Origin of the sequence: Stenotrophomonas sp. Ste86, assembly GCF_024519465.1 — a bacterium.
Classification (GTDB): Bacteria; Pseudomonadota; Gammaproteobacteria; order Xanthomonadales; family Xanthomonadaceae; genus Stenotrophomonas.
Window position 1 is genome coordinate 121,909 of the sequence record NZ_JALJRW010000003.1, and the last position, 19,412, is coordinate 141,320.

General features: G+C 67.8%; 13 protein-coding genes. 6 read left to right on the top strand and 7 right to left on the bottom strand.

The features are described from left to right. Positions 1–12: 12 nt before the first annotated feature. The gene (locus NR101_RS04450) at positions 13–360 is read right to left on the bottom strand and encodes a DNA primase (RefSeq protein ID WP_256775480.1); all 348 of its coding nucleotides are present in this window, start codon (positions 358–360) and stop codon (positions 13–15) included. 29 nt (positions 361–389) lie between these two features. Then, on the bottom strand, positions 390–2,141 hold the full coding sequence (gene aspS / locus NR101_RS04455; RefSeq protein WP_256775481.1) for an aspartate--tRNA ligase: 1,752 nt from the start codon (positions 2,139–2,141) through the stop codon (positions 390–392). 203 nt (positions 2,142–2,344) lie between these two features. On the opposite strand from aspS, the gene NR101_RS04460 reads away from it, so the two are divergent. Continuing rightward, positions 2,345–3,100 (top strand): DUF3011 domain-containing protein, encoded by a 756-nt coding sequence (locus tag NR101_RS04460; RefSeq protein WP_256775482.1) that lies wholly within the window; start codon positions 2,345–2,347, stop codon positions 3,098–3,100. A 63-nt stretch (positions 3,101–3,163) separates the two neighbouring features. Here the strand turns inward: NR101_RS04460 and NR101_RS04465 are convergent, their stop codons facing one another. Beyond that, entirely contained in the window at positions 3,164–3,799 is a 636-nt protein-coding gene (locus tag NR101_RS04465) for a hypothetical protein (protein ID WP_256775483.1), read from the bottom strand. Positions 3,800–3,884: 85 nt separating this feature from the next. After that, positions 3,885–5,456 (bottom strand): hypothetical protein, encoded by a 1,572-nt coding sequence (locus NR101_RS04470; RefSeq protein ID WP_256775484.1) that lies wholly within the window; start codon positions 5,454–5,456, stop codon positions 3,885–3,887. Between the two features lie 250 nt (positions 5,457–5,706). Here NR101_RS04470 and NR101_RS04475 point away from each other — a divergent pair, with 250 nt between their 5' ends. Both NR101_RS04475 and ggpS read left to right on the top strand, forming a co-directional pair. Beyond that, on the top strand, positions 5,707–6,972 hold the full coding sequence (locus tag NR101_RS04475) for an MFS transporter (RefSeq protein WP_256775485.1): 1,266 nt from the start codon (positions 5,707–5,709) through the stop codon (positions 6,970–6,972). A 62-nt stretch (positions 6,973–7,034) separates the two neighbouring features. After that, positions 7,035–9,281: a glucosylglycerol-phosphate synthase gene (gene ggpS / locus NR101_RS04480; protein ID WP_306175401.1), complete on the top strand. Its 2,247-nt coding sequence runs from the start codon at positions 7,035–7,037 to the stop codon at positions 9,279–9,281. Positions 9,282–9,392: 111 nt separating this feature from the next. Here ggpS and blaL2 read toward each other — a convergent pair whose 3' ends face one another. Next, positions 9,393–10,298 carry a L2 family extended-spectrum class A beta-lactamase gene (gene blaL2, locus NR101_RS04485; protein WP_256775487.1) on the bottom strand — a complete coding sequence of 302 codons (906 nt, stop codon included), beginning with the start codon at positions 10,296–10,298 and terminating at the stop codon, positions 9,393–9,395. Positions 10,299–10,505: 207 nt separating this feature from the next. On the opposite strand from blaL2, the gene NR101_RS04490 reads away from it, so the two are divergent. Next, positions 10,506–11,378: a LysR family transcriptional regulator gene (locus NR101_RS04490; protein WP_256775488.1), complete on the top strand. Its 873-nt coding sequence runs from the start codon at positions 10,506–10,508 to the stop codon at positions 11,376–11,378. Positions 11,379–11,536: 158 nt separating this feature from the next. Here the strand turns inward: NR101_RS04490 and NR101_RS04495 are convergent, their stop codons facing one another. Beyond that, on the bottom strand, positions 11,537–13,393 hold the full coding sequence (locus NR101_RS04495; RefSeq protein WP_256775489.1) for an ABC-F family ATP-binding cassette domain-containing protein: 1,857 nt from the start codon (positions 13,391–13,393) through the stop codon (positions 11,537–11,539). A 345-nt stretch (positions 13,394–13,738) separates the two neighbouring features. On the opposite strand from NR101_RS04495, the gene NR101_RS04500 reads away from it, so the two are divergent. Both NR101_RS04500 and ybaL read left to right on the top strand, forming a co-directional pair. Further along, entirely contained in the window at positions 13,739–16,132 is a 2,394-nt protein-coding gene (locus NR101_RS04500; RefSeq protein WP_256775490.1) for a TonB-dependent receptor, read from the top strand. A gap of 284 nt (positions 16,133–16,416) precedes the next feature. Then, entirely contained in the window at positions 16,417–18,117 is a 1,701-nt protein-coding gene (gene ybaL / locus NR101_RS04505) for a YbaL family putative K(+) efflux transporter (RefSeq protein ID WP_256775491.1), read from the top strand. Positions 18,118–18,361: 244 nt separating this feature from the next. Here ybaL and NR101_RS04510 read toward each other — a convergent pair whose 3' ends face one another. Further along, positions 18,362–19,243, bottom strand: coding sequence for an AraC family transcriptional regulator (locus tag NR101_RS04510; RefSeq protein WP_256775492.1), 882 nt, complete (start codon positions 19,241–19,243; stop codon positions 18,362–18,364). Positions 19,244–19,412 lie beyond the last annotated feature (169 nt).

The window sequence follows — 19,412 nt, forward strand, 5'->3', positions numbered from 1 at the left end:
CCGGGGCAGGCCTCAGGCCTGGCTCCCGTGGGGGGCGTCTTCTTCCTCGTCGCCCTCCTCTTCTTCTTCGTCCTCGTACGCTTCCTCGTCGTCCTCGTCGCCTTCTTCCTCGTCCTCTTCGTCCTCTTCGTCCTCGTCCAGGTCGTCTTCCTCGTCTTCCTCGTAGTCTTCCACGCCAAAGTCTTCGCCATCCCAGCGACCTTCGCCGTCCTGGACGAAGGTCAGCGCCATGGCCGCCGGGTTGGTTCCCACGCGCACCAGCCACCCACCGAATACGCGGGCGCGCTCGGTCACCAGGTTGGCGTCGGCGCCTTCATTGCCCAGCTTTTCCCACTCCAGCGAAAACGCGAACTCGCTCATTGCCTGGCTCTCCTGGTGAAAGGTACGGATCAGTTCTTGCGCGGGCGGACCTGGACGTGCACTTCGGCCAGCTGCTCGTCCGGGATCGGCGACGGGGCGCCGGTCATCAGGCACTGCGCGCCGGTGGTCTTGGGGAACGGGATGACGTCGCGGATCGACTCGGTGCCGGCCATCAGCGCGGCGATGCGGTCGATGCCGAAGGCGATGCCACCGTGCGGCGGCGCGCCGAAACGCAGGGCGTCCAGCAGGAAGCCGAACTTGCCCTCGGCCTCCTCGGCGCCGATGCCCAGCAGCTCAAACACCGCGCTCTGCATGTCCGAGCGGTGGATACGGATCGAACCGCCCCCGATCTCGTTGCCGTTGAGCACCATGTCATAGCCGCGCGACACGGCGGTCTTGGCATTGGCGCGCAGGTCGGCAATGTCGTCCACCGCCGGGGCGGTGAAGGGGTGATGCAGGGCGACGTAGCGCTGGGCTTCGTCGTCGTATTCGAACATCGGGAAGTCGGTGACCCACAGCGGCGCCCAGCCGGCGGCGACCAGGTTGAAGTCCTTGCCGGCCTTCAGGCGCAGCGCGCCCATGAAATCGGACACCTTGTTGTAGCCGCCGGCACCGAAGAACACGATGTCGCCGTTGCCAGCCCCGACCTGGGCGACCAGTGCGGCGAAGGCGTCTTCGCTGAAGAACTTGGCGATCGGCGAGCTGACTTCGCCGTTGTCGGCGATCTTGATGTAGGCCAGGCCCTTGGCGCCGTACTTGGCGGCATGCGCGGCGTACTCGTCGATCTGCTTGCGGCTCAGCGTGGCACCGCCGGGAATGCGCAGCGCGGCGACACGGCCGTCGGCATCGTTGGCCGCAGCGGTGAACACCGGGAATTCACTGGTCTTGACCAGCTCGGCCACGTCGACCAGCTCCAGCGCGATGCGCAGGTCCGGCTTGTCCGACCCATAGCGACGCATCGCCTCGGCCCAGGTCATGCGCGGGAAGCTGGCGGCCAGCTCCACGTCGACCACTTCCTTGAAGATGGCGCGGATCATGCTTTCCACGAAGTCCTGCACGTCCTGTTCGCGGACGAAGGCGAACTCCATGTCCAGCTGGGTGAATTCCAGCTGGCGGTCGGCACGCAGGGCTTCGTCGCGGAAGCAGCGCGCGATCTGGTAGTAGCGGTCGAAGCCGGCCACCATCAGGATCTGCTTGAACAGCTGCGGGCTCTGCGGCAGGGCGTAGAACTCGCCCGGGTGCATGCGCGCGGGCACCAGGAAGTCGCGCGCGCCTTCCGGGGTGGCCTTGGTCAGGATCGGGGTTTCGATGTCCTGGAAGCCGGTGGCGTCCAGGTGGCGGCGCAGCGCCTGCACCAGCTTGATGCGGGTGCGCTGCATGCGCTGCATTTCCGGACGGCGCAGGTCCAGGTAGCGGTACTTCAGGCGGGTTTCCTCGCCCGGGTTCTCGTGGGCGTGGAACGGCAGCGGCTCGGCCTTGTTGAGGACAGTGATGGCCGTGGCGATCACTTCTACCTTGCCGGTGCGGATCTTGTCGTTGACCGAATGGCGCGCGCGCACCACGCCTTCCACCTGCAGCACGTCCTCGTAGCCCAGGCTGGCGGCCACGGCGAACACGGCCGCGTTATCCACTTCCACCGTCACCTGCACGATGCCTTCATGATCACGCAGATCGATGAAGCACACGCCGCCCTGGTTGCGGGCAACGTCGGTCCAGCCGGCGAGGGTAACGGTTTGGCCAATCATGGTCTCATCGACCAGGCCGCAGAAGTGGGTACGCATGGGGGTAAAGCTCCGCAGGAGAATGCCGGCACCACGTTGCGCCGGACAGCCCTTTATTCTGCGGCGTAGGCTGCGCCGGGGCAAATCGGCTGTCGTCGGCCCCACCCCGGCCTTGCCGGGCGGCCCGCCCGGCGGGCATCACGCGCCCTGAACCTGTCCCATTCCTATAGTCCGCGCACCAACGACCGCAAGGGGATGTCGCCATGAACCGTCGCCTTACCATTGTCTGCCTGGCCCTGGCACTGGGCTGCAGCGCCCCGGCCGCCCAGGCCCAGATGAGCACCCGCGCCTATGCACCGGACAACCTGTCGCAGCTGTCCTCCAGCGACCGCTCGCGGGTAATTTCCCAGGAATACGCCGAGCAGGCCAACGGCCGCCGCATCCCCGACGACCAGCTGCGCTTCTACCTGGCCCAGGTCAACTCCGGCTGGAGCTTCTCGAAGATCAAGCAGGACATCGCCACGTCGCTGCGCGGCAATGGCGGCGGCGGCTGGAATGGCGGCGGCAACGGCGGCGGCAACTGGAACGGCGGCGGCGGGAACAACGGCAACGGCGGCACGATCCGCTGCGAAAGCCAGAACAACCGCGAACGGGCCTGCCCCACGCGCTGGCGCAATGCCACCCTGGTCCGGCAGATTTCCGGCACGGCCTGCGTGCAGGGCCAGACCTGGGGCGTGCGCAATGGCGCGATCTGGGTCAACCGCGGCTGCCGCGGCGAGTTCGCCGAGGCCCGCGGCAACTGGGGCGGCGGTGGCGGCGGCGGCAACAGCAATTACAGCGTGACCTGCAGCAGCAACAGCAAGCGCGAGCAGACCTGCGCCTGGGAAGCCCGCCAGGGCCGTCCGGTGCTGGTCCAGCAGCTGTCCGGCAGCGCCTGCGTGGAAGGCCGCAGCTGGGGCTACCGCAACGGCACGTTGTGGGTCAGCAACGGCTGCCGGGCGCGGTTCGGCGTCCGCTGATGCCGACCGGTTGCCGGCAATGGCCGGCAACCGTGTCCCTCATCCAGCCGGCATGAGCCGGTCTCAGCGTGGGGCGGCGTCGCTGCCCCACGGCGCTGGCGGCAGCGCCACCGGCTTGCTCAGGTCGAACTGCACCTGGAAGTGGCGCCCGCCAGGCCGGGTGAGTTCGTAGACGAAGCGCTGGTCCGGCTCGATGTCCATCGCCCAGGTATTTTCGACCGAGGGCAACATGTCCGCCTTGCGGAACATCGCCACCGAATCGGCATCCACCGGGAATACCTGGCGTTGCGCGGTGCCCGGCGGCTTGCTGTCGCCGCCGTACAGGGTGACCGCATCGGGGCTGCCGTCGCGGTGACGGTGGTCGTGCTTGAGGCGAAGGCCGCTGTCGGTGCGGCTGATCACCCAGGTGCGCGAGTGGTCATCACCGACGTGGAACGGGATGCGCAGCTGGTGCGCGGGGTCTTCGCACCCACGTACATGCATCACCAGCCGCTTGCCCTCGAAGGGGTCCGGCGCGTCGCTGCGCGGCTCGTTGACGATCACCTTGCCCTCGTAGGCCTTGCCGCAATGCGCGGCAACCGCCGCAAGGAAGGCATCGGCCGGAGCGTTGGCGATGTCATGCGACACCGCATCGGGTTGCCGGGCGCAGCCGGCCAGGGCCAGCAGAAGGACAGCGGGTACAACGGTGGAAACATTCATGCCCCCACCCTAACGGCCCGGCACGGTGCGCGCAAATGCGCAGGCGATCGCCGCGACCCGGTGAGGCAACGGCGATCGCACACCGTCATGGGTGCAGCCAGACCTGGCAATCCCCGATCATCCGCACCGTGGCACCGGCGCTGTAGCGGGCCAGGATCTGTTGCTGGAAGCCGCTGCGTGCCGGGTCGCTGCCGAGGGTGTTGGGGCAGTTCACCAGCGCACCAAGCGGACCGTCGCCGAGTGCGGTATCGGCGCTGGCCAGTGTCTCCAGCGCGCTGGTCGGGGCCCAGTCGGGCACCATCACCGCGCGACGGTCGGCGAGATACGGCAGCTCGGAGGACCAGTCCAGGCCGAAGGCGACGATGACGCCCTGCCCGGGGGTGCCGGCCTTGATCAACGCGGCGATCTGCGACACCCGATTGGGCTCGCGTGCTTCCTTCATGCGCTTGACGTAATTGCCGGCGATGGCGCCAAACGACAGCAGGCACAGCAGGCCGACCAGCCACAGCGGGCGTCGCACCTTGCCGCTGGCCTCGGCCCGCTGGACGGTCCACCAGATCACCAGGCCGACGATCGAGGTGGCGAACACGATGTTGGCGGCCTGGTAATACGGGTGGGCGATATGCAGGTTGGTGAATACCGCTACCGGCAGCAGGTAGACCACCAGCAACAGCAGCACGGCGCCGCGGATCTGGCGTGCACACAGGCCCGCTACCAGGAGGATCAGGAACACCCAGTTGGAACCGACGGCGGCGGCAAAGCGCTTTTTGAAGACCGTGCCCCACCAGGTGGCCGGGTCCAGCTTCTGCTGCAGCGTGCCGTAATTCCAGGTCGACAACGCGCTGGACGTCACCTCGCGCCCCAGCGGCGACTGCGCCTTGAGCGCATCGGCGTGCGAGAGCCATTGGTTGATCACCGCCAGTACGGCCAGTGCCGACACCACGCCCCAGACGATCAACGTCCAGTGCTGCGCCATCCACTGTGGGCGCCAGCCATGTTCACGCACGGCCAGCCACGCGAAGGCCAGGGCAACGAAGGCGGCAAACCCGAAGAAGGTGGTGACCTTGACCAGCGCCGACAGCACCGCCGCGATCACCGCGGTCACGCCAAGCGCGATCATCCGCGCCGGCCCGGCCGACGAGCCGCGCAGCCGCGCCATCGCCCATACGAACACCAGGCCGAAGAACACCGCGGTGGATTCCATCATCACCGAGCGCCCCCAGAACAGCGCATACGGCGACACCGCGAAGGCACCGGCGATGCACAGTGCCAGCGCGCGATCGGGCCGGATCGCCAGCACGACGCGGTAGACCATCCCCACGCAGCCGACATGGAACAGCGCCGATACCAGCCGGGCACTGTTGTCGATGCCCATCTCGGTCGCATTGGCCAGCATCGCCGCCAGCCACTGGTACAGCGGGAACTCGAACGGAATCGACCAGGGCGCGCCGAGCACCGGGGTGAGGTAACTGAACACCGGGAAGCCACGGGCAATCCACACGATCGACAGCGCCGTCTGGGTCTGCCGGAAGCCGGAAGCATCCACCGGCGGCATCGACCAGCTGTAGCAGAGCAGCGCCAGCAGCATCACTGCGGAGAAGTACAGCAGGATCTTTCCCGGCAGCAGACTGCGTTTCACATCGACGTCCTGGATCACACCTGCTACTCCTGCTGGAACACCCGGTCGCCAGGCTGCACGGCCTGCCGACGGGATTTGAATGAAGGGGAATCCGCATGCGCAGACCCGCCGCGCGCGCGGCCCGCGGAGTTTCAGGCGTTCGTTGCGGCAGTGCAAGCGACACCGCGCATGACGGCACTGCACGGCAGCGCTATCGACCTGGCCTTCAAAAAGGCTGTGTTAGGGTAGATCAGGTGTCCGCTTTTTCATTTCCACCGAGACCGCCCGCATGTGGCGGTTGACTGCCCTGCTCACCGGTGTAGCGCTGCTCCTGACGGGCAGCGGGTTGCTGGGCACCCTGCTGGCAGTGCGTGGCGGCCAGGCCGGCTTCGGCGCCGGCACGCTGGGGCTGGTGATGTCGGGGTATTTCGCCGGCTTTTTCATCGGCACCTTTTTCGCTCCGTCGTTGATCGGCCGGATCGGGCACATCCGCGCGTTCGCCTTCTTCGCCGCACTCGCCGCGATCGCGGTGCTGCTGCATCCGCTGTGGATCAACCCGGTCGGATGGGGCGTGCTGCGCATCGCCACCGGCATCGCGCTGGTCGGCCTGTACACGGTGATCGAAAGCTGGCTCAACGCCGAGCCCGATCCGGCCCGACGCAGCCGCGCGTTCTCGCTGTACATGGTGGTCAATCTGTCGGCCCTGGCGCTGGGCCAGGTGCTGCTGATGCTGGGCGATGCCAGCGCGGTGGGGATGTTCATGCTGACCGCGATCCTGGTCTGCGCGGCAGTGCTGCCGGTGACGGCCACGCGCCTGCGCCAGCCGGACGTGCCCGTGGTGACGCGCCTGAAGCTGGCCCGCCTGTATGCGATGGCACCGGTGGCCACCGTTGCCGCCGGCTTGTCCGGGCTGGCGATGGGCGGCTTCTGGGGCCTGCTGCCGGTATATGCGGGCGACGTGGGCCTGGATGGCAACGGCGTTGCACTGTTCATGCTTACTGCGATTCTTGGCGGCGCGCTGCTGCAGTGGCCCCTGGGCCACATCAGCGATGGGCACGATCGGCGCAGTGGTCTGGTGGCGCTCAGCCTGGCCGCCGCCGGCATCGCGGTGGTCGCCTCCCTGCCGATGATCCAGCTGCAGACCCACCTGCTGTTTGGGCTGTTCTTCGTCTACGGCGGGCTGGCGTTCTCGCTGTATCCGTTCGCGGTAGCGCACATGCTCGATTACCTGCCACGTGCGCATCTGTTGTCCGGCTGTTCCAGCCTGTTGCTGGTGCATGGCGTGGGTGCCGCCATCGGCCCGGCGCTGGCGGGCGCGGCGATGCAGCGCTTTGGTCCGGCGGCGCTGCCGCTGTATTTCGCCGTGGTGCTGATGCTGCTGGCGGTGTTCACCACCGCGCGGCTGCTGCGCTTCCAGCGCCTGCGCACGCATCCGGTCGGGTTCCGGCTGATGCTGCGCACCACGCCGTCGGCGCTGGAAATGATGCCCGAGACCGACGCCGAGATCCCGCCCGACCCCCCCTCTCCCCTCTCCTCCGATAAGGAAGTGCATTGACTGTATCGACACCCGCCACGCCCACCTCAACCCGTACACCGCCGGCCCCGCCGGCACCGCAGCTGATCCTGGCCACCGATCTGGATGGCACCTTCCTCGCCGGCGATGCCGCCGCGCGCCACCGCCTGTACCGGCTGGTGGACCAGCACCCCGGCATCGCGCTGATCTTCATCACCGGCCGCGGCCTCGAAGCGGTGATGCCGCTGCTCTCCGACCCGGCCATCCCGCGCCCGGACTATGTGGTCTGCGATGTTGGCGCGACCGTCGTCGATGGCCACACCCTGCAGCCGCTGCAACCCCTGCAATCGATGATCGACGCGCACTGGCCCGGTGAGCACGTGGTGGCCGAGGCGATGCGCCCGTTCGCCGCCCTGCAGCGCCAGGACGTGCCGCAGGAACGGCGCTGCTCCTACTTCTGCGATCCGCAGACGCTGGCGCCGCTGCGCGCGCAGATCCAGGCCGCCGCGCAGGCGCTGGGCTGCGATGTGCTGTATTCGGCCGACCGCTACCTGGACATCCTGCCGCCGGACACCGACAAGGGCCGGACCCTGGCCGCGCTGGCGCGCCTGCTGGACCTGCCGCGCGATCGCATCCTGGTGGCCGGCGACACCCTCAATGACCTGTCGATGTACACCGCCGGCTTCCGCGGGGTGTGCGTGGGCGATTCGGAGCCGGCGCTGACCGCGGCGACCGCCACGCTGACGCATACCTTCCACGCGCAGGCACCCGGCTGCGGTGGCATCCTCGAGGCGATAGAGCACTTCGGCCTGCTCGCCACCGACGATCCTTTCCTGCACGCCCCCAAGCAGGCGCGTGCCGACGGCGCCGACCTGGTGATGGTCTACCACCGGCTGCCCTTCGATGAGGTCATGGAAGACGGCGTGCTGGTGCAGCGTCCCCCGCGTTCGCCCAACGGCATCATTCCCTCGTTGCTGAGTTTCTTCGAGGGCGGTCAGAAAGGCTCGTGGGTAGCGTGGGGCATCGATGACCCCAAGCGTGGTCCGTTCCAGACCCACCTGGCCGTCGATGCCGGACGCTACCCCACCCTCACCGCCGCGCGCGTGCCATTGAGCCGACAAGAAGTGGACATTTTCTACAAGCGCTTCTCCAAGGAAGCGTTCTGGCCGATGCTGCACGTGTTCTGGGAACGTGCGAAGTTCCGCGACGACGACTGGCAGGTGTTCCTGAAGGTCAACCGTAAATTCGCGCACGCCACCGCCGCCGAAGCCGCGCATGGCGCTACGGTGTGGATCCACGATTACAACCTGTGGATGGTGCCGGCCACGCTGCGCGAACTGCGCCCGGACCTGAAGATCGCCTTCTTCCATCACACCTATTTCCCGTCCGCCGACGTGTTCAACGTGGTGCCGTGGCGCCGCGAGATCATCGGCAGCCTGCTGTCGTGCGATTACATCGGCTTCCACATTCCGCGCCAGGTGGAGAACTTCGTGGATGTCGTGCGCGGGGCGATGCCCGCCGAGCGCCTGGCCTGGGAAAGCTGCGCGCCGCGCTTCCTCACCTACGGCTGCGCGGTGGGGCTGGACACCATGACCACGCGCCTGCGCGTGGGCGACCGCGAGGTGGCGCTGGGCGCGCATCCGGTGGGTACCGACCTGCGCCGCATCCACAGCGTGCTGGCGCGTAGCGACGTACGCAACGACATCTTCAAGCTGCGCCGGGAGATCGGTGCGCGCAAGCTGGTGCTGTCGGTGGAGCGACTGGACTACACCAAGGGCACGCTGGCCAAGCTGGAGGCGTTCGAGCGGCTGCTGGAGCAGCATCCCGAGCGCCAGGGCAAGGTCACCCTGCTGATGGTGTGCGTGCCGGCGGCAAGCGAGATGACCGTCTACCGCACCCTGCAGAACCAGATCGAGCAGGCGGTGGGACGTATCAACGGCCGCTTCTCGCGGCTGGACTGGACGCCGGTGCGCTTCTTTGCACAAGCGTTGCCGTTCGAGGAAGTGGTGGCGCATTACGCCGCCGCGCAGGTGATGTGGATCACCCCGCTGCGCGATGGCTTGAACCTGGTGGCCAAGGAGTTCGTCGCCACGCACGGTATCGAGGGCAGCAGCGGCGTGCTGGTGCTCAGCGAGTTTGCCGGGGCCGCGGCCGAGCTGAAGGGCGCGGTGCTGACCAACCCGCATGATCCGGCCGACCTCACCGCCGGGCTGCTGCAGGCCTTGTCGATGCCCGAGGATGAGGCGACCGGACGCATGCGCCAGTTGTTTGGCAGCGTGGAGTACTACGACGTGGACCGCTGGGGCCGGGATTTCCTGGCGGCGGTGCGCGACAGCCACCCCGGAACGTAACGCTGCGGCGGCGGGGCCGGCCAACGGCCGGCTCCGCATGACCTCCGGGTCGCTTGGAGCCGGCCAGCGGCCGGCACTACGGTGGGGCGGCTGCTCTGCCCTCCGCTGGATTCACCCGGCGCGCATGCGTTGCTCGGCGATCACCGCGACCTGGCGCAGTACGTCATTGCGGCCGGCGTCGTCCACGGTCGCGCCCTGCAGGTAGCTGGTCAGCACCCACGCGGCGCCGCCGGCCATCGGCCACAGGATCGCGATGTCGTTGGTGGTGTCTTCGCCATTGCTGCCGGTCTTGTCGCCCACCCGCCACGCCTTGGACAGACCTGCACGCAGGCGTGCATCGCCGGTTTCGTTGTCGATCAGCCAGTCGGCCAGCTGCTGGCGTGACGCCGGTTGCAGCACCGTGCCCAGCACGAAGCGCTGCAGGCTGGCGGCCATCGCGGCCGGGCTGGTGGTATCGCGCGGATCGCCCGGCGCGAAGCGGTTCATGTCCGGCTCCAGGCGATCGTTGCGGGTCACCGCATCGCCGTTGTCGCGCAGGAAACGGGTAACGGCGGAGGGTCCACCGGCCAAGCCCAGCAGCAGGTTGGCCGCCGGGTTGTCGCTGGTGATCATCGTCGCCCGGCACAGGTCGCGCACGCTGAGGTCCTTGCCGACGTGGCGCGTGGTGACCGGCGCATGCGAGAGCATGTCCTGCTGGCGCACCGGCACGCGCTGATCCAGGGTGAGCCGCCCGGCATCGACCTGGCGCAGGACGGCCGCACACAACACGAACTTGAAGGTGCTGCACATCGGGAAGCGCTCGTCCTGGCGGTGGCCGATGCGCTGTCCGGTAGCGGTATCCAGCACGGTCACCCCGAGCCGACCGCCGCTGGCCGCTTCCAATGCCGCAAAGTCCCCGGCGGCGGCGATCGGCGCTGCGGTCGATGCCGTCGGCGGCATCTTCGCCAGCGCGGTGGCGGCCAGCGCCGAGGCGGCGGCCGCCCCGGTCCATTGCAGGAACTGTCGTCGAGCAAGCATGCAGGTTCTCCTTGTTGGAGGAGGGAGTATTGCCAGCGCTGGCACGGGTGAAAAGCGATCATTTCCAGTGAGACACATGATTCAAACTAATGGCTTTGCCGGGCGCGCCTGGCGAAGGGGCCTGCAATTAGGTTCATTTCCGCCATCACTGACACAGCGGGTGTCTGCAGATGCCATTATGCATCACCCCTGCTCACGGCTCGACGGATGATCCGCCCCCAGTTGCCGCTCAATGCGCTGCGCGCCTTCGAGGCCGCCGCCCGCCACCAGAACTTCACCCGCGCCGCGCTGGAGTTGTGCGTCAGCCAGGCGGCGCTGAGCCATCAGATCCGCGCGCTGGAGGAACGGCTGGGGGTGTCGTTGTTCAACCGGTTGCCGCGTGGCGTGGCGCTGACCGACGAGGGCGCGCGCCTGTATCCGGTGCTCAACGAGGCCTTCGACCGTATCGCCGTCAGTCTGGACCGCTTCGTCGGCGGGCATTTCCGCCAGGTACTGAGCGTGGGCGTGGTCGGCACCTTCGCCACCGGCTGGCTGCTACCCCGGCTGGCGGACTTCAACGCGCTGCATCCGGATATCGAACTGCGCGTGCAGACCCACAACAACCGCATCGATCTGGCCGGCGAAGGCCTGGACCTGGCGATCCGCTTCGGCGATGGCGACTGGCAGGGACAGGTCAGCGATGCGGTGCTGGAGGCGCCGTTCGCCCCGCTGTGCGCGCCGGCGTTGGCACGGATGCTGCGGCAGCCGCGCGACCTGGCCAATGTGGCGATGTTGCGCTCGTATCGCAGCGACGAATGGCCGCGCTGGCTGCAGGCGGCGGGCGCGCCGGAGCTGGAAGCGCGCGGACCGGTGTTCGACTCGTCACTGACCCTGGCCAGTGCCGCAGCCTCCGGCGCCGGCGTGGCGCTGTTGCCGTTGAAGATGTTCGAGCAGGACCTGGCGCAGGGACGGCTGGTCCAACCGTTCGCGCAGACCCTGGACCTGGGGCGGTACTGGTTGACGCGATTGCGCTCGCGCGCCGAGAGCGAGGCGGCGCGGCGTTTCCGGGAATGGCTGGAAATGCAGGACCCTGCGCGCTGAGCCGAGAGCAGCCGGGCATGGCCCGGCTCTACCGTCAGGGTTGCAACATCGCACGCACCGGGGGTGATGCAATGCGTGCCCCACCGGTAGAGCCACGCCATGCGTGGCTTGCCTGACGCAAGCGCGGATAACCCACCGCGCCGCGCCATTGAACGAGCTTACCCTTCCAGCAGCTCCATCCAGGTTTGCTCGGCCTTGCCGAGCAGCGTGGCAGTGGCTTCGCGGTCGCGGCCGAGCACGGCCATGCGGGTGGCATCGGCGTAGTTGCCCGGGTCGGCCAGCTGGCGATCCAGCTCGGCCAGCACGCCTTCCAGCTCGCTGACCTTCGCTTCGGCGGCCGCCAACTTATGCGGATTAACCGGCTTCTTCGGCGGCAGCGGCGGGGTCGGGGCCACCGGCTCCGGTGCGGCGGCGGCCATCTTCTGCTTGGTGCCCTGCGCGGCCGGACGCGAACGCAGCCACGCCGCATATGCATCCAGGTCGCCATCGAACGGCTCGACCACGCCATCGGCCACGCGCCAGAAGGTATCGCAGACCAGCCCGATCAGATGGCGGTCATGGGAGACCATCACGATCGCCCCTTCGAAGTCGGCAAGGGCTTCGGCCAGGGCTTCACGCATTTCCAGGTCAAGGTGGTTGGTCGGTTCGTCGAGCAGCAGCACGTTGGGCTGCTGGTAGGCGATCAGCGACAGCGCCAGGCGCGCACGCTCGCCACCGGAGAAACCATCCACCGGTTCGAACGCACGGTCACCAGCGAAATTCCACTTGCCGAGGAAATCGCGGAAGACCTGGTTCGGCGCATCCCGGTCCAGGTCGCGGAAGTGCTCCATCGGCGACTGCCCTTCGTGCAGGGACTCCACCGTGTGCTGGGCGAAGTAGCCGATGCGCAGGTCCGGGTGCGCGGCGCGCTCGCCACTGAGCGGCGCCAGTTCACCCACCAGGGTCTTCACCAAGGTCGTTTTACCCGCGCCGTTCGGGCCCAGCAGGCCGATGCGCTGGCCGGCTTCCAGGCCGAAGCCCACGTTGTGCAGGATTACCGAATCGGCGCCGTAACCGGCCTCGACGTGGTTGAGCCGGATCAGCGAGAACGGCAGCTTGGCCGGCGGCGAAAACTCGATGCGGAACTCGCGCTCGGCGCGTACCGCCTCGGTGCCGGCCAGCTTGGCCAGGCGCTTCATGCGGCTCTGCGCCTGCGCGGCCTTGCTGGCCTGCGCCTTGAAGCGGTCGATGAAGCTCTGCAGGTGGGCGCGCTCGGCCTGTTCCTTGTCGTGCGCGATCTGCTGCTGGCGCAGCTGCTCGGCGCGCTGGCGCTCGAAATCGGTGTAACCGCCCGGGTACAACTTGGCGCCGCCCCCATGCAGGTGCAGGGTGTGGGTGGCCACGTTGTCGAGGAACTCGCGGTCATGGGAGATCAGCAGCAGGGTGCCGGGGTACTTGAGCAGCCACTGTTCCAGCCAGAACACCGCATCCAGATCCAGATGGTTGGTCGGCTCATCGAGCAGCAGCAGGTCGCTGGGCATCATCAGCGCGCGGGCCAGGTTCAGGCGCACGCGCCAGCCACCGGAGAACGAGGACACTGCCCGCGAGTGGGTCTCGGCCGGGAAGCCCAGGCCGTGCAGCAGCTTGCCGGCGCGCGCTTCGGCGTCATAGGCGCCGATCTCGGCCATCTTCTGGTGCGCGGTAGCCACCGCTTCCCAGTCTTCACGTGCGGCTGCGGCGGCTTCTTCGCGCATGACCGCAGCCACCTCGGTGTCGCCTTCGAGCACGAACTGCAGCGCCGGGTCGGGCAGCGACGGGGTTTCCTGGGCCACGCTGGCGATGCGGACCTTGCCGGGCAGGTCGAGATCGCCCTTGTCCGCCTCCAGCTCGCCCTTCACGGCAGCAAACAGGCTGGACTTGCCGGCACCGTTGCGGCCGACCACGCCGACGCGGTACCCCGCGTGCAGGGTCAGGTCGACGTTGGACAACAGCAGCCGCTCGCCACGGCGCAAGGCGAAGTTACGAAGGGAAATCATCTTGGGGGTCCATATAACGGAATGGAATGTGCTGGTGAGCACCTTTCCTGCGACGTAATTCTAACGTTAACGAATACTTGACGCGCCCCGGGATGCGCGGCGGGTCGCGTTCCTCTCTCCCACGCCCCCGCCTGCGCTTCCCCGGGACCCTGATGTCGAGCGTGCCGATTCACGTAAATGGTTGCTGCTGCAACGTTTTTTGTGAAGATTGCGGACATTTGACAAGCGATGAATATCCCGTTAATTGATTTATTGCGCACCGCAACACCCCGCCTTCGCCGACCTGCTTCACGCCGTCGAGTTGTCGTTCCGGTGCCGCGCCATTCCTACCGGAGCCCCACCCTGATGAACCGCAAGACCAGTACGCTCGCCGCCGCCGTAGCTGTCGTGCTCGGTGCCTCCAGCATTGCCGCCAGCGCCCAGGATGCCCCGGCGCGCACCGCTGCCAATACGCTGGACACCATCATCGTCACCGGCACCCGGGTCGCCGACCGCACCGTGGCCGAGTCGCAGTCCCCGATCGACATCATCACCCCCGAAGCGCTGCAGTCCACCGGCACCACCGAGCTGGCCACCGCGCTGGCGCGCGCCCTGCCCTCGCTGAACTTCCCGCGCCCGGCGCTGACCGACGGCACCAGCGGCATCCGTCCGGCGCAGCTGCGCGGGCTGTCGCCGGACCAGGTGCTGGTGCTGGTCAACGGCAAGCGCCGGCATACCTCGGCGCAGATCAACGTCAACGGCAGCATCGGCCGCGGCTCGTCGGCGGTGGACATCAACGCGATCCCGATCGCGGCCATCGAACGCGTGGAAGTACTGCGCGACGGCGCCTCGGCGCAGTACGGCTCGGACGCCATCGCCGGCGTGGTCAACATCGTGCTCAAGGGCGCGTCCTCCGGCGGCAGCCTGGCCGTGGATGCGGGCCAGTACTCGGCCGGCGACGGCAACAAGTACCAGATCTCCGGCGATGCCGGGATCGGCTTCGCCGACGGCCGCGGCAGCGTGCACGTGGCCGGGCAGATCCTGCAGCAGGATGAAAGCAATCGCGCCGGCCCGTACCAGGGAACCACGCCCAACACCGGCAATTTCCCCAACATCGGCCAGACCACCTTTGTGGTCGGCGATCCGCAGGTGGATGCCACCGCCGCCTCGGTCAACGCCAGCTTCCAGTTCACCGACCATGTGTCGGCCTACGCAACGGCGATGGCCAGCAACCGCGACATCACCTCGTTCGCGTTCTACCGCTCGCGCACCAACAGCGGCCAGGGCGCACTGCTGGCGCAGACCTACCCGGACGGCTTCGTGCCGCAGATCAACCAGTACTCCAAGGACCGCTCGCTGGTGGCCGGGGTCAAGGGCGACACCGACAACGGCTGGACCTGGGATGTGAGCGCCAACCACGGCGAGAACACGATCGACTTCCACACCCGCAACAGCATCAACTACAGCCTCGGCCTGACCAGCCCGCGCTCGTTCTACGACGGTGCGCTCAAGTACACCCAGGATATCTTCAACGCCGACCTGACCAAGTCGCTGGACTGGGGCCTGGCCTACCCGGTGACGCTGTCCTTCGGCGGTGAGTACCGCCGCGAGAACTGGGAGCAGTCCGCGGGCGAAGCCAATGCGTACTTCGGCAGCGGCGCGCAGGGTTTCGGTGGGTTCACCCCGGTCAACGCGGTGGACAACGACCGCCACAACTACGCGGTGTACGGCGGGCTGGAAGCGGACCTCACCGACAAGTTCTCCGCCGGCGTGACCGGCCGCTACGAAGACTATTCGGACTTCGGCGACAAGTTCTCCGGGAAGCTCTCGGCGCGCTATGCGTTCACCGAGAAGGTCGCCCTGCGCGCCACCGCCTCTTCCGGCTTCCGTGCGCCGTCGCTGGCCCAGCAGAGCTACCAGGCGGTGACCAGCACGATCGTCAACGGTACCTTCGTCGAACGCGGCACCTTCCCCACCACCAGCCTGGCCGCACAGGCGCTGGGTGCCAGCCCGCTGAAGGCTGAAAGCTCCACCTCCTACAGCGTGGGCCTGGTGCTGCAGCCGGTCGAGCGCCTGTACCTGACGGTGGATGCGTACCAGATCGATATCGATGACCGTATCGTGCTGTCCACCAACATCACCACCAACGCGGCGGCCAACTCGCTGCTGAGCGGACTGGGGCTGCCGGGCGTTACCGCGTTCTCCTACTTCACCAACGGCGTGGATACCCGCACCCGTGGCGTGGACGCGGTATCCAGCTACAGCATCCCCTTCAGCGCCAGCACGCTGGAACTGACCGCCGCCTACAGCTACAACGAGACCGAGGTGAAGAAGTTCATCGCCTCCCCGCCGGTGTTCGGCACGCTGGGCATCACCCAGTCGCTGATCGGCCGCGACGAGATCGGTCGCATCGAAGACAGCTACCCGCGCGACAAGACCATCCTCAGCGGCACCTGGCGCAGCGACCACTGGGACCTGAACCTGGCGGCCACCCGCTACGGCAGCTTCACCGTGCGCAACTCGGCCACCGCGCTGCGTGACCAGACGTACGACGCCTCGTGGGTGCTGGATGCGTCGGTCAGCTACAAGCCGAGCGAGAACTGGGCACTCACCCTGGGCGCGGACAACCTGCTGGACGAGTACCCCGACCGCACCGTGGATCTGCAGAACTCCACGTGGGGCATGCTGCCGTACAGCAACTACTCGCCGTATGGGTTCAATGGTGCGTACGTGTACGGGCGGATCACGTACAAGTGGTGATCGGGTGGTGCCGGCCGTTGGCCGGCAACACGAAGCCCCCTGGCATCGCGTGGTTGCCGGCCAGCGGCCGGCACTACCGTTGAATCCCACGCCCCGGTCCGCCGGGGCGTGGGCATTTTCAGCCTGGCAAACCCTCATTTAGCGCATTCCTGCCTGTCGCGCGCGCCTGTCCCGGACAGCACATCACCTGACCACGGGGACATGACAGCCTTGCGGTCGTCGATGTTTGCTCGATACCACCGCATCGGTGAAAATCGGGGCATCCCCCTGTTCTGCGAGCCCCGATGCACCATGACACCGACCTGATCAACATCGTTGCCGTTGGCCTGGGGCTCGCCTTCATCTTCGGCGCGCTGGCCAACAAGCTGCGTTTGTCTCCGCTGGTCGGTTACCTGGTTGCGGGCATCTGCGTAGGACCCTTCACTCCCGGCTTCGTCGCCGACCAGGCGCTGGCCAACCAGCTGGCCGAGATCGGCGTGATGCTGCTGATGTTCGGTGTCGGCCTGCATTTCTCGCTGAAGGACCTGATGGCGGTCAAAGCCATCGCCATCCCCGGCGCCATCGGCCAGATTCTGGTGGCCACCCTGCTCGGCTGGGGCCTGGCGGCGCTGATGGGCTGGCCGGTGATCCACGGCATCGTGTTCGGCTTCGCGTTGGCCACCGCCAGTACCGTGGTGTTGTTGCGCGCGATGGAAGAACGGCGCCTGCTGGAAACCCAGCGTGGCAAGATCGCGATCGGCTGGCTGATCGTGGAAGACCTGGCCTGCGTGCTGGCCTTGGTGATGATGCCGGTGTTGGCCGGCGTGTTCGGTCCGGATGCGGCCAATGAAACCCATACCGTCGGCAGCGTGCTGGCCAGCATCGGCTGGACCTTCGTGCAGCTGGGCCTGTTCGTGGCGGTGATGCTGGTGGTGGGGCGGCGGGTGATCCCGTGGATCCTCGAGCGCATCGCCGGTACCGGTTCGCGCGAGCTGTTCACCCTGGCGGTGCTGGCCATTGCACTTGGCGTGGCGTTCGGTTCGGCGATGCTGTTCGGTGTGTCGTTCGCGCTCGGTGCGTTCTTCGCCGGCATGCTGCTCAACGAATCGGAGCTGAGCCACAAGGCCGCCAACGATTCACTGCCGCTGCGCGATGCGTTCGCGGTGCTGTTCTTCGTCTCGGTGGGCATGCTGTTCAACCCGGCGATCCTGATCGAACATCCGTGGCAGGTGCTGGCCACCGCGGCGATCATCATGTTCGGCAAATCCGCCGCCGCGTTCGTGATCGTGCGCGCGTTCGGCCACCCGACCGGCACCGCGCTGACCATCTCGGCCAGCCTGGCGCAGATCGGCGAGTTCGCCTTCATCATCGCCGGCCTCGGCGTGACGCTGAAAATCCTGCCGCCCACCGGGCAGGCGCTGGTGCTGGCCGGTGCGCTGATCTCGATCATGCTCAACCCGCTGGTGTTCGGCCTGCTCGACCGCTGGCTGCTCAAGCACCAGGAAACCACGCCGACCGCGGTGGAAACCGAGCTGCCGCCCGGCCCGTCGCTGGACCTGCACGACCATGCCATCGTGATCGGCTACGGCCGCGTCGGCAGCGCGCTGGCCCAGGTGCTGCGTGATCGTGGCGTGCCGGTGCTGGTGATCGACGACAACCGCGAACACGTGGCCGAAGCGCACGCGGCCGGGCTGCCCGGCATCCGCGGCAGTGCGGCCTCGGACAAGGTGCTGGCCGAGGCCCATCCCGAGCGCGCCAAGATCGCCGTACTGGCGATCCCGCAGCCGCTGGAAGCTGGTGAGACCCTGGCCAAGCTGCGCGCGTTGAACCCGGGCCTGACCCTGCTGGCCCGCGCGCACAGCGATGCCGAAGTAAAGCACCTGCTCGAGCATGGCGCCGACGGCACGGTCATGGCCGAGCGCGAGCTGGCCTATTCGCTGGCCGAGATGGTGATGGCGACCCCGCCGTACCGCACCTTGGGCAAGCACAGCATCCCGGTGGTGTAGCGGCGCGGATCGCGTGTCCGCGTAGCGTTCGGGCACCGCGCGCAGCCACCCATGGGGTGGCTCTACCCCTGGCGCACCGATGCGCCACATACCGCCGCACCGATGCGCCACATACCGCCGCACCGATGCGCCACGTACCGCCGCACCGATGCGCCACGTATCACCACGTCAACACCCCCCCGGTAGAGCCACCCCATGGGTGGCTGCTGTTCATTCCAGCCGCGCGTACCGGCCGTGTGCCCGGTCAGCGCACCGGCACGCAGATGTCCGCCCGCAGGATCGCCTCGGGCACGTCTTCGGGATCGTCCAGGTAGTGGTAGTACAGCGGCGCGTCGCGCAGTGCGTGCCCGCTGTCGGGCAGCCACTGGCGCAGCAGTGCGTCGGTGGCCGCGTCCAATCCGGCGTAGCTGCCCACATGGCGCAGCACGGCATACTCGCCACCGCCCAGGGTCAGCGCACGCAATGGCGCGGGGATGCCGTCAAAGGCGCGGCCAAAGCCCATGCCGCACTCGAACTCGCACGCGTCGGCCGGGACATCGCGATGGTCGTTCAGCGCGATGCCCACCAGCGCCTGCAAGTGGTCGGCCAGGCCCTGTTCCGCAGCCCAGGCATACACCTGCCCGAACGCCTGGTCGAGGTCGTCGAAGGCGCCGCGCGTGCGCAACACCACCACGTCGAACGGCTCCAGCGCAGTCACCTGCACCTGCAGCGGGGTCATGTCGTCGTTGCCGTCACCGGCCGGCAGCGCAAGTCGTTGCTGCCAGTGCGCGCGCAGCGCCGCATCCTCGCGCAGGGCGCTGGGCGTGGCGTCCACGGCCTGCCGGCAAGCGCGGGCCAACGCCTGCGGGCTTTCAAAACCCACCTCCAGCGCTACCTCGGTCACCCGGCTGTCGGCGCGGGCCAGCAACTGAAGACCGCGCAGCAGGCGAAGGCGGGCCACGGTGCGCCCCGGCGTTTCGCCGGTCAGCGCGCGGTACAGGCGATGGAAATGGAACGGCGACTGGTGCGCGATGGCCGCCAGCGCATCCAGATCGGGCAAGGGCTCGCCGCTCCGCAGGCACTGCTGCAGGTGGGCGATCACACGGTCGATGCCGTGGCGTTGGCGTAACTGAGCAATGCGGCTCATGACGGGCTCCGTGTCGGGTGACGTCCAGCATGCGTCGGTGCCCGCCACGGCGCGTGGCCGATCTTGCGCAGTTGCAGGCCCGTCATCGTCGGTGTCGACCGTTGATCGGCACGCGCAACGAGTCTAGCCCGCGCCGCCGCCCTGCGTGGCCAGCACATGCCCCAAGCCG

Excerpts from the sequence above, each read along its gene's own strand:
- NR101_RS04450 (WP_256775480.1), bottom strand. The coding sequence starts at position 360 with ATGAGCGAGTTCGCGTTTTCGCTGGAGTGGGAAAAGCTGGGCAATGAA.
- aspS (WP_256775481.1), bottom strand. The coding sequence starts at position 2,141 with ATGCGTACCCACTTCTGCGGCCTGGTCGATGAGACCATGATTGGCCAA.
- NR101_RS04460 (WP_256775482.1), top strand. The coding sequence starts at position 2,345 with ATGAACCGTCGCCTTACCATTGTCTGCCTGGCCCTGGCACTGGGCTGC.
- NR101_RS04465 (WP_256775483.1), bottom strand. The coding sequence starts at position 3,799 with ATGAATGTTTCCACCGTTGTACCCGCTGTCCTTCTGCTGGCCCTGGCC.
- NR101_RS04475 (WP_256775485.1), top strand. The coding sequence starts at position 5,707 with ATGTGGCGGTTGACTGCCCTGCTCACCGGTGTAGCGCTGCTCCTGACG.
- blaL2 (WP_256775487.1), bottom strand. The coding sequence starts at position 10,298 with ATGCTTGCTCGACGACAGTTCCTGCAATGGACCGGGGCGGCCGCCGCC.
- NR101_RS04490 (WP_256775488.1), top strand. The coding sequence starts at position 10,506 with ATGATCCGCCCCCAGTTGCCGCTCAATGCGCTGCGCGCCTTCGAGGCC.
- NR101_RS04495 (WP_256775489.1), bottom strand. The coding sequence starts at position 13,393 with ATGATTTCCCTTCGTAACTTCGCCTTGCGCCGTGGCGAGCGGCTGCTG.
- NR101_RS04500 (WP_256775490.1), top strand. The coding sequence starts at position 13,739 with ATGAACCGCAAGACCAGTACGCTCGCCGCCGCCGTAGCTGTCGTGCTC.
- ybaL (WP_256775491.1), top strand. The coding sequence starts at position 16,417 with ATGCACCATGACACCGACCTGATCAACATCGTTGCCGTTGGCCTGGGG.
- NR101_RS04510 (WP_256775492.1), bottom strand. The coding sequence starts at position 19,243 with ATGAGCCGCATTGCTCAGTTACGCCAACGCCACGGCATCGACCGTGTG.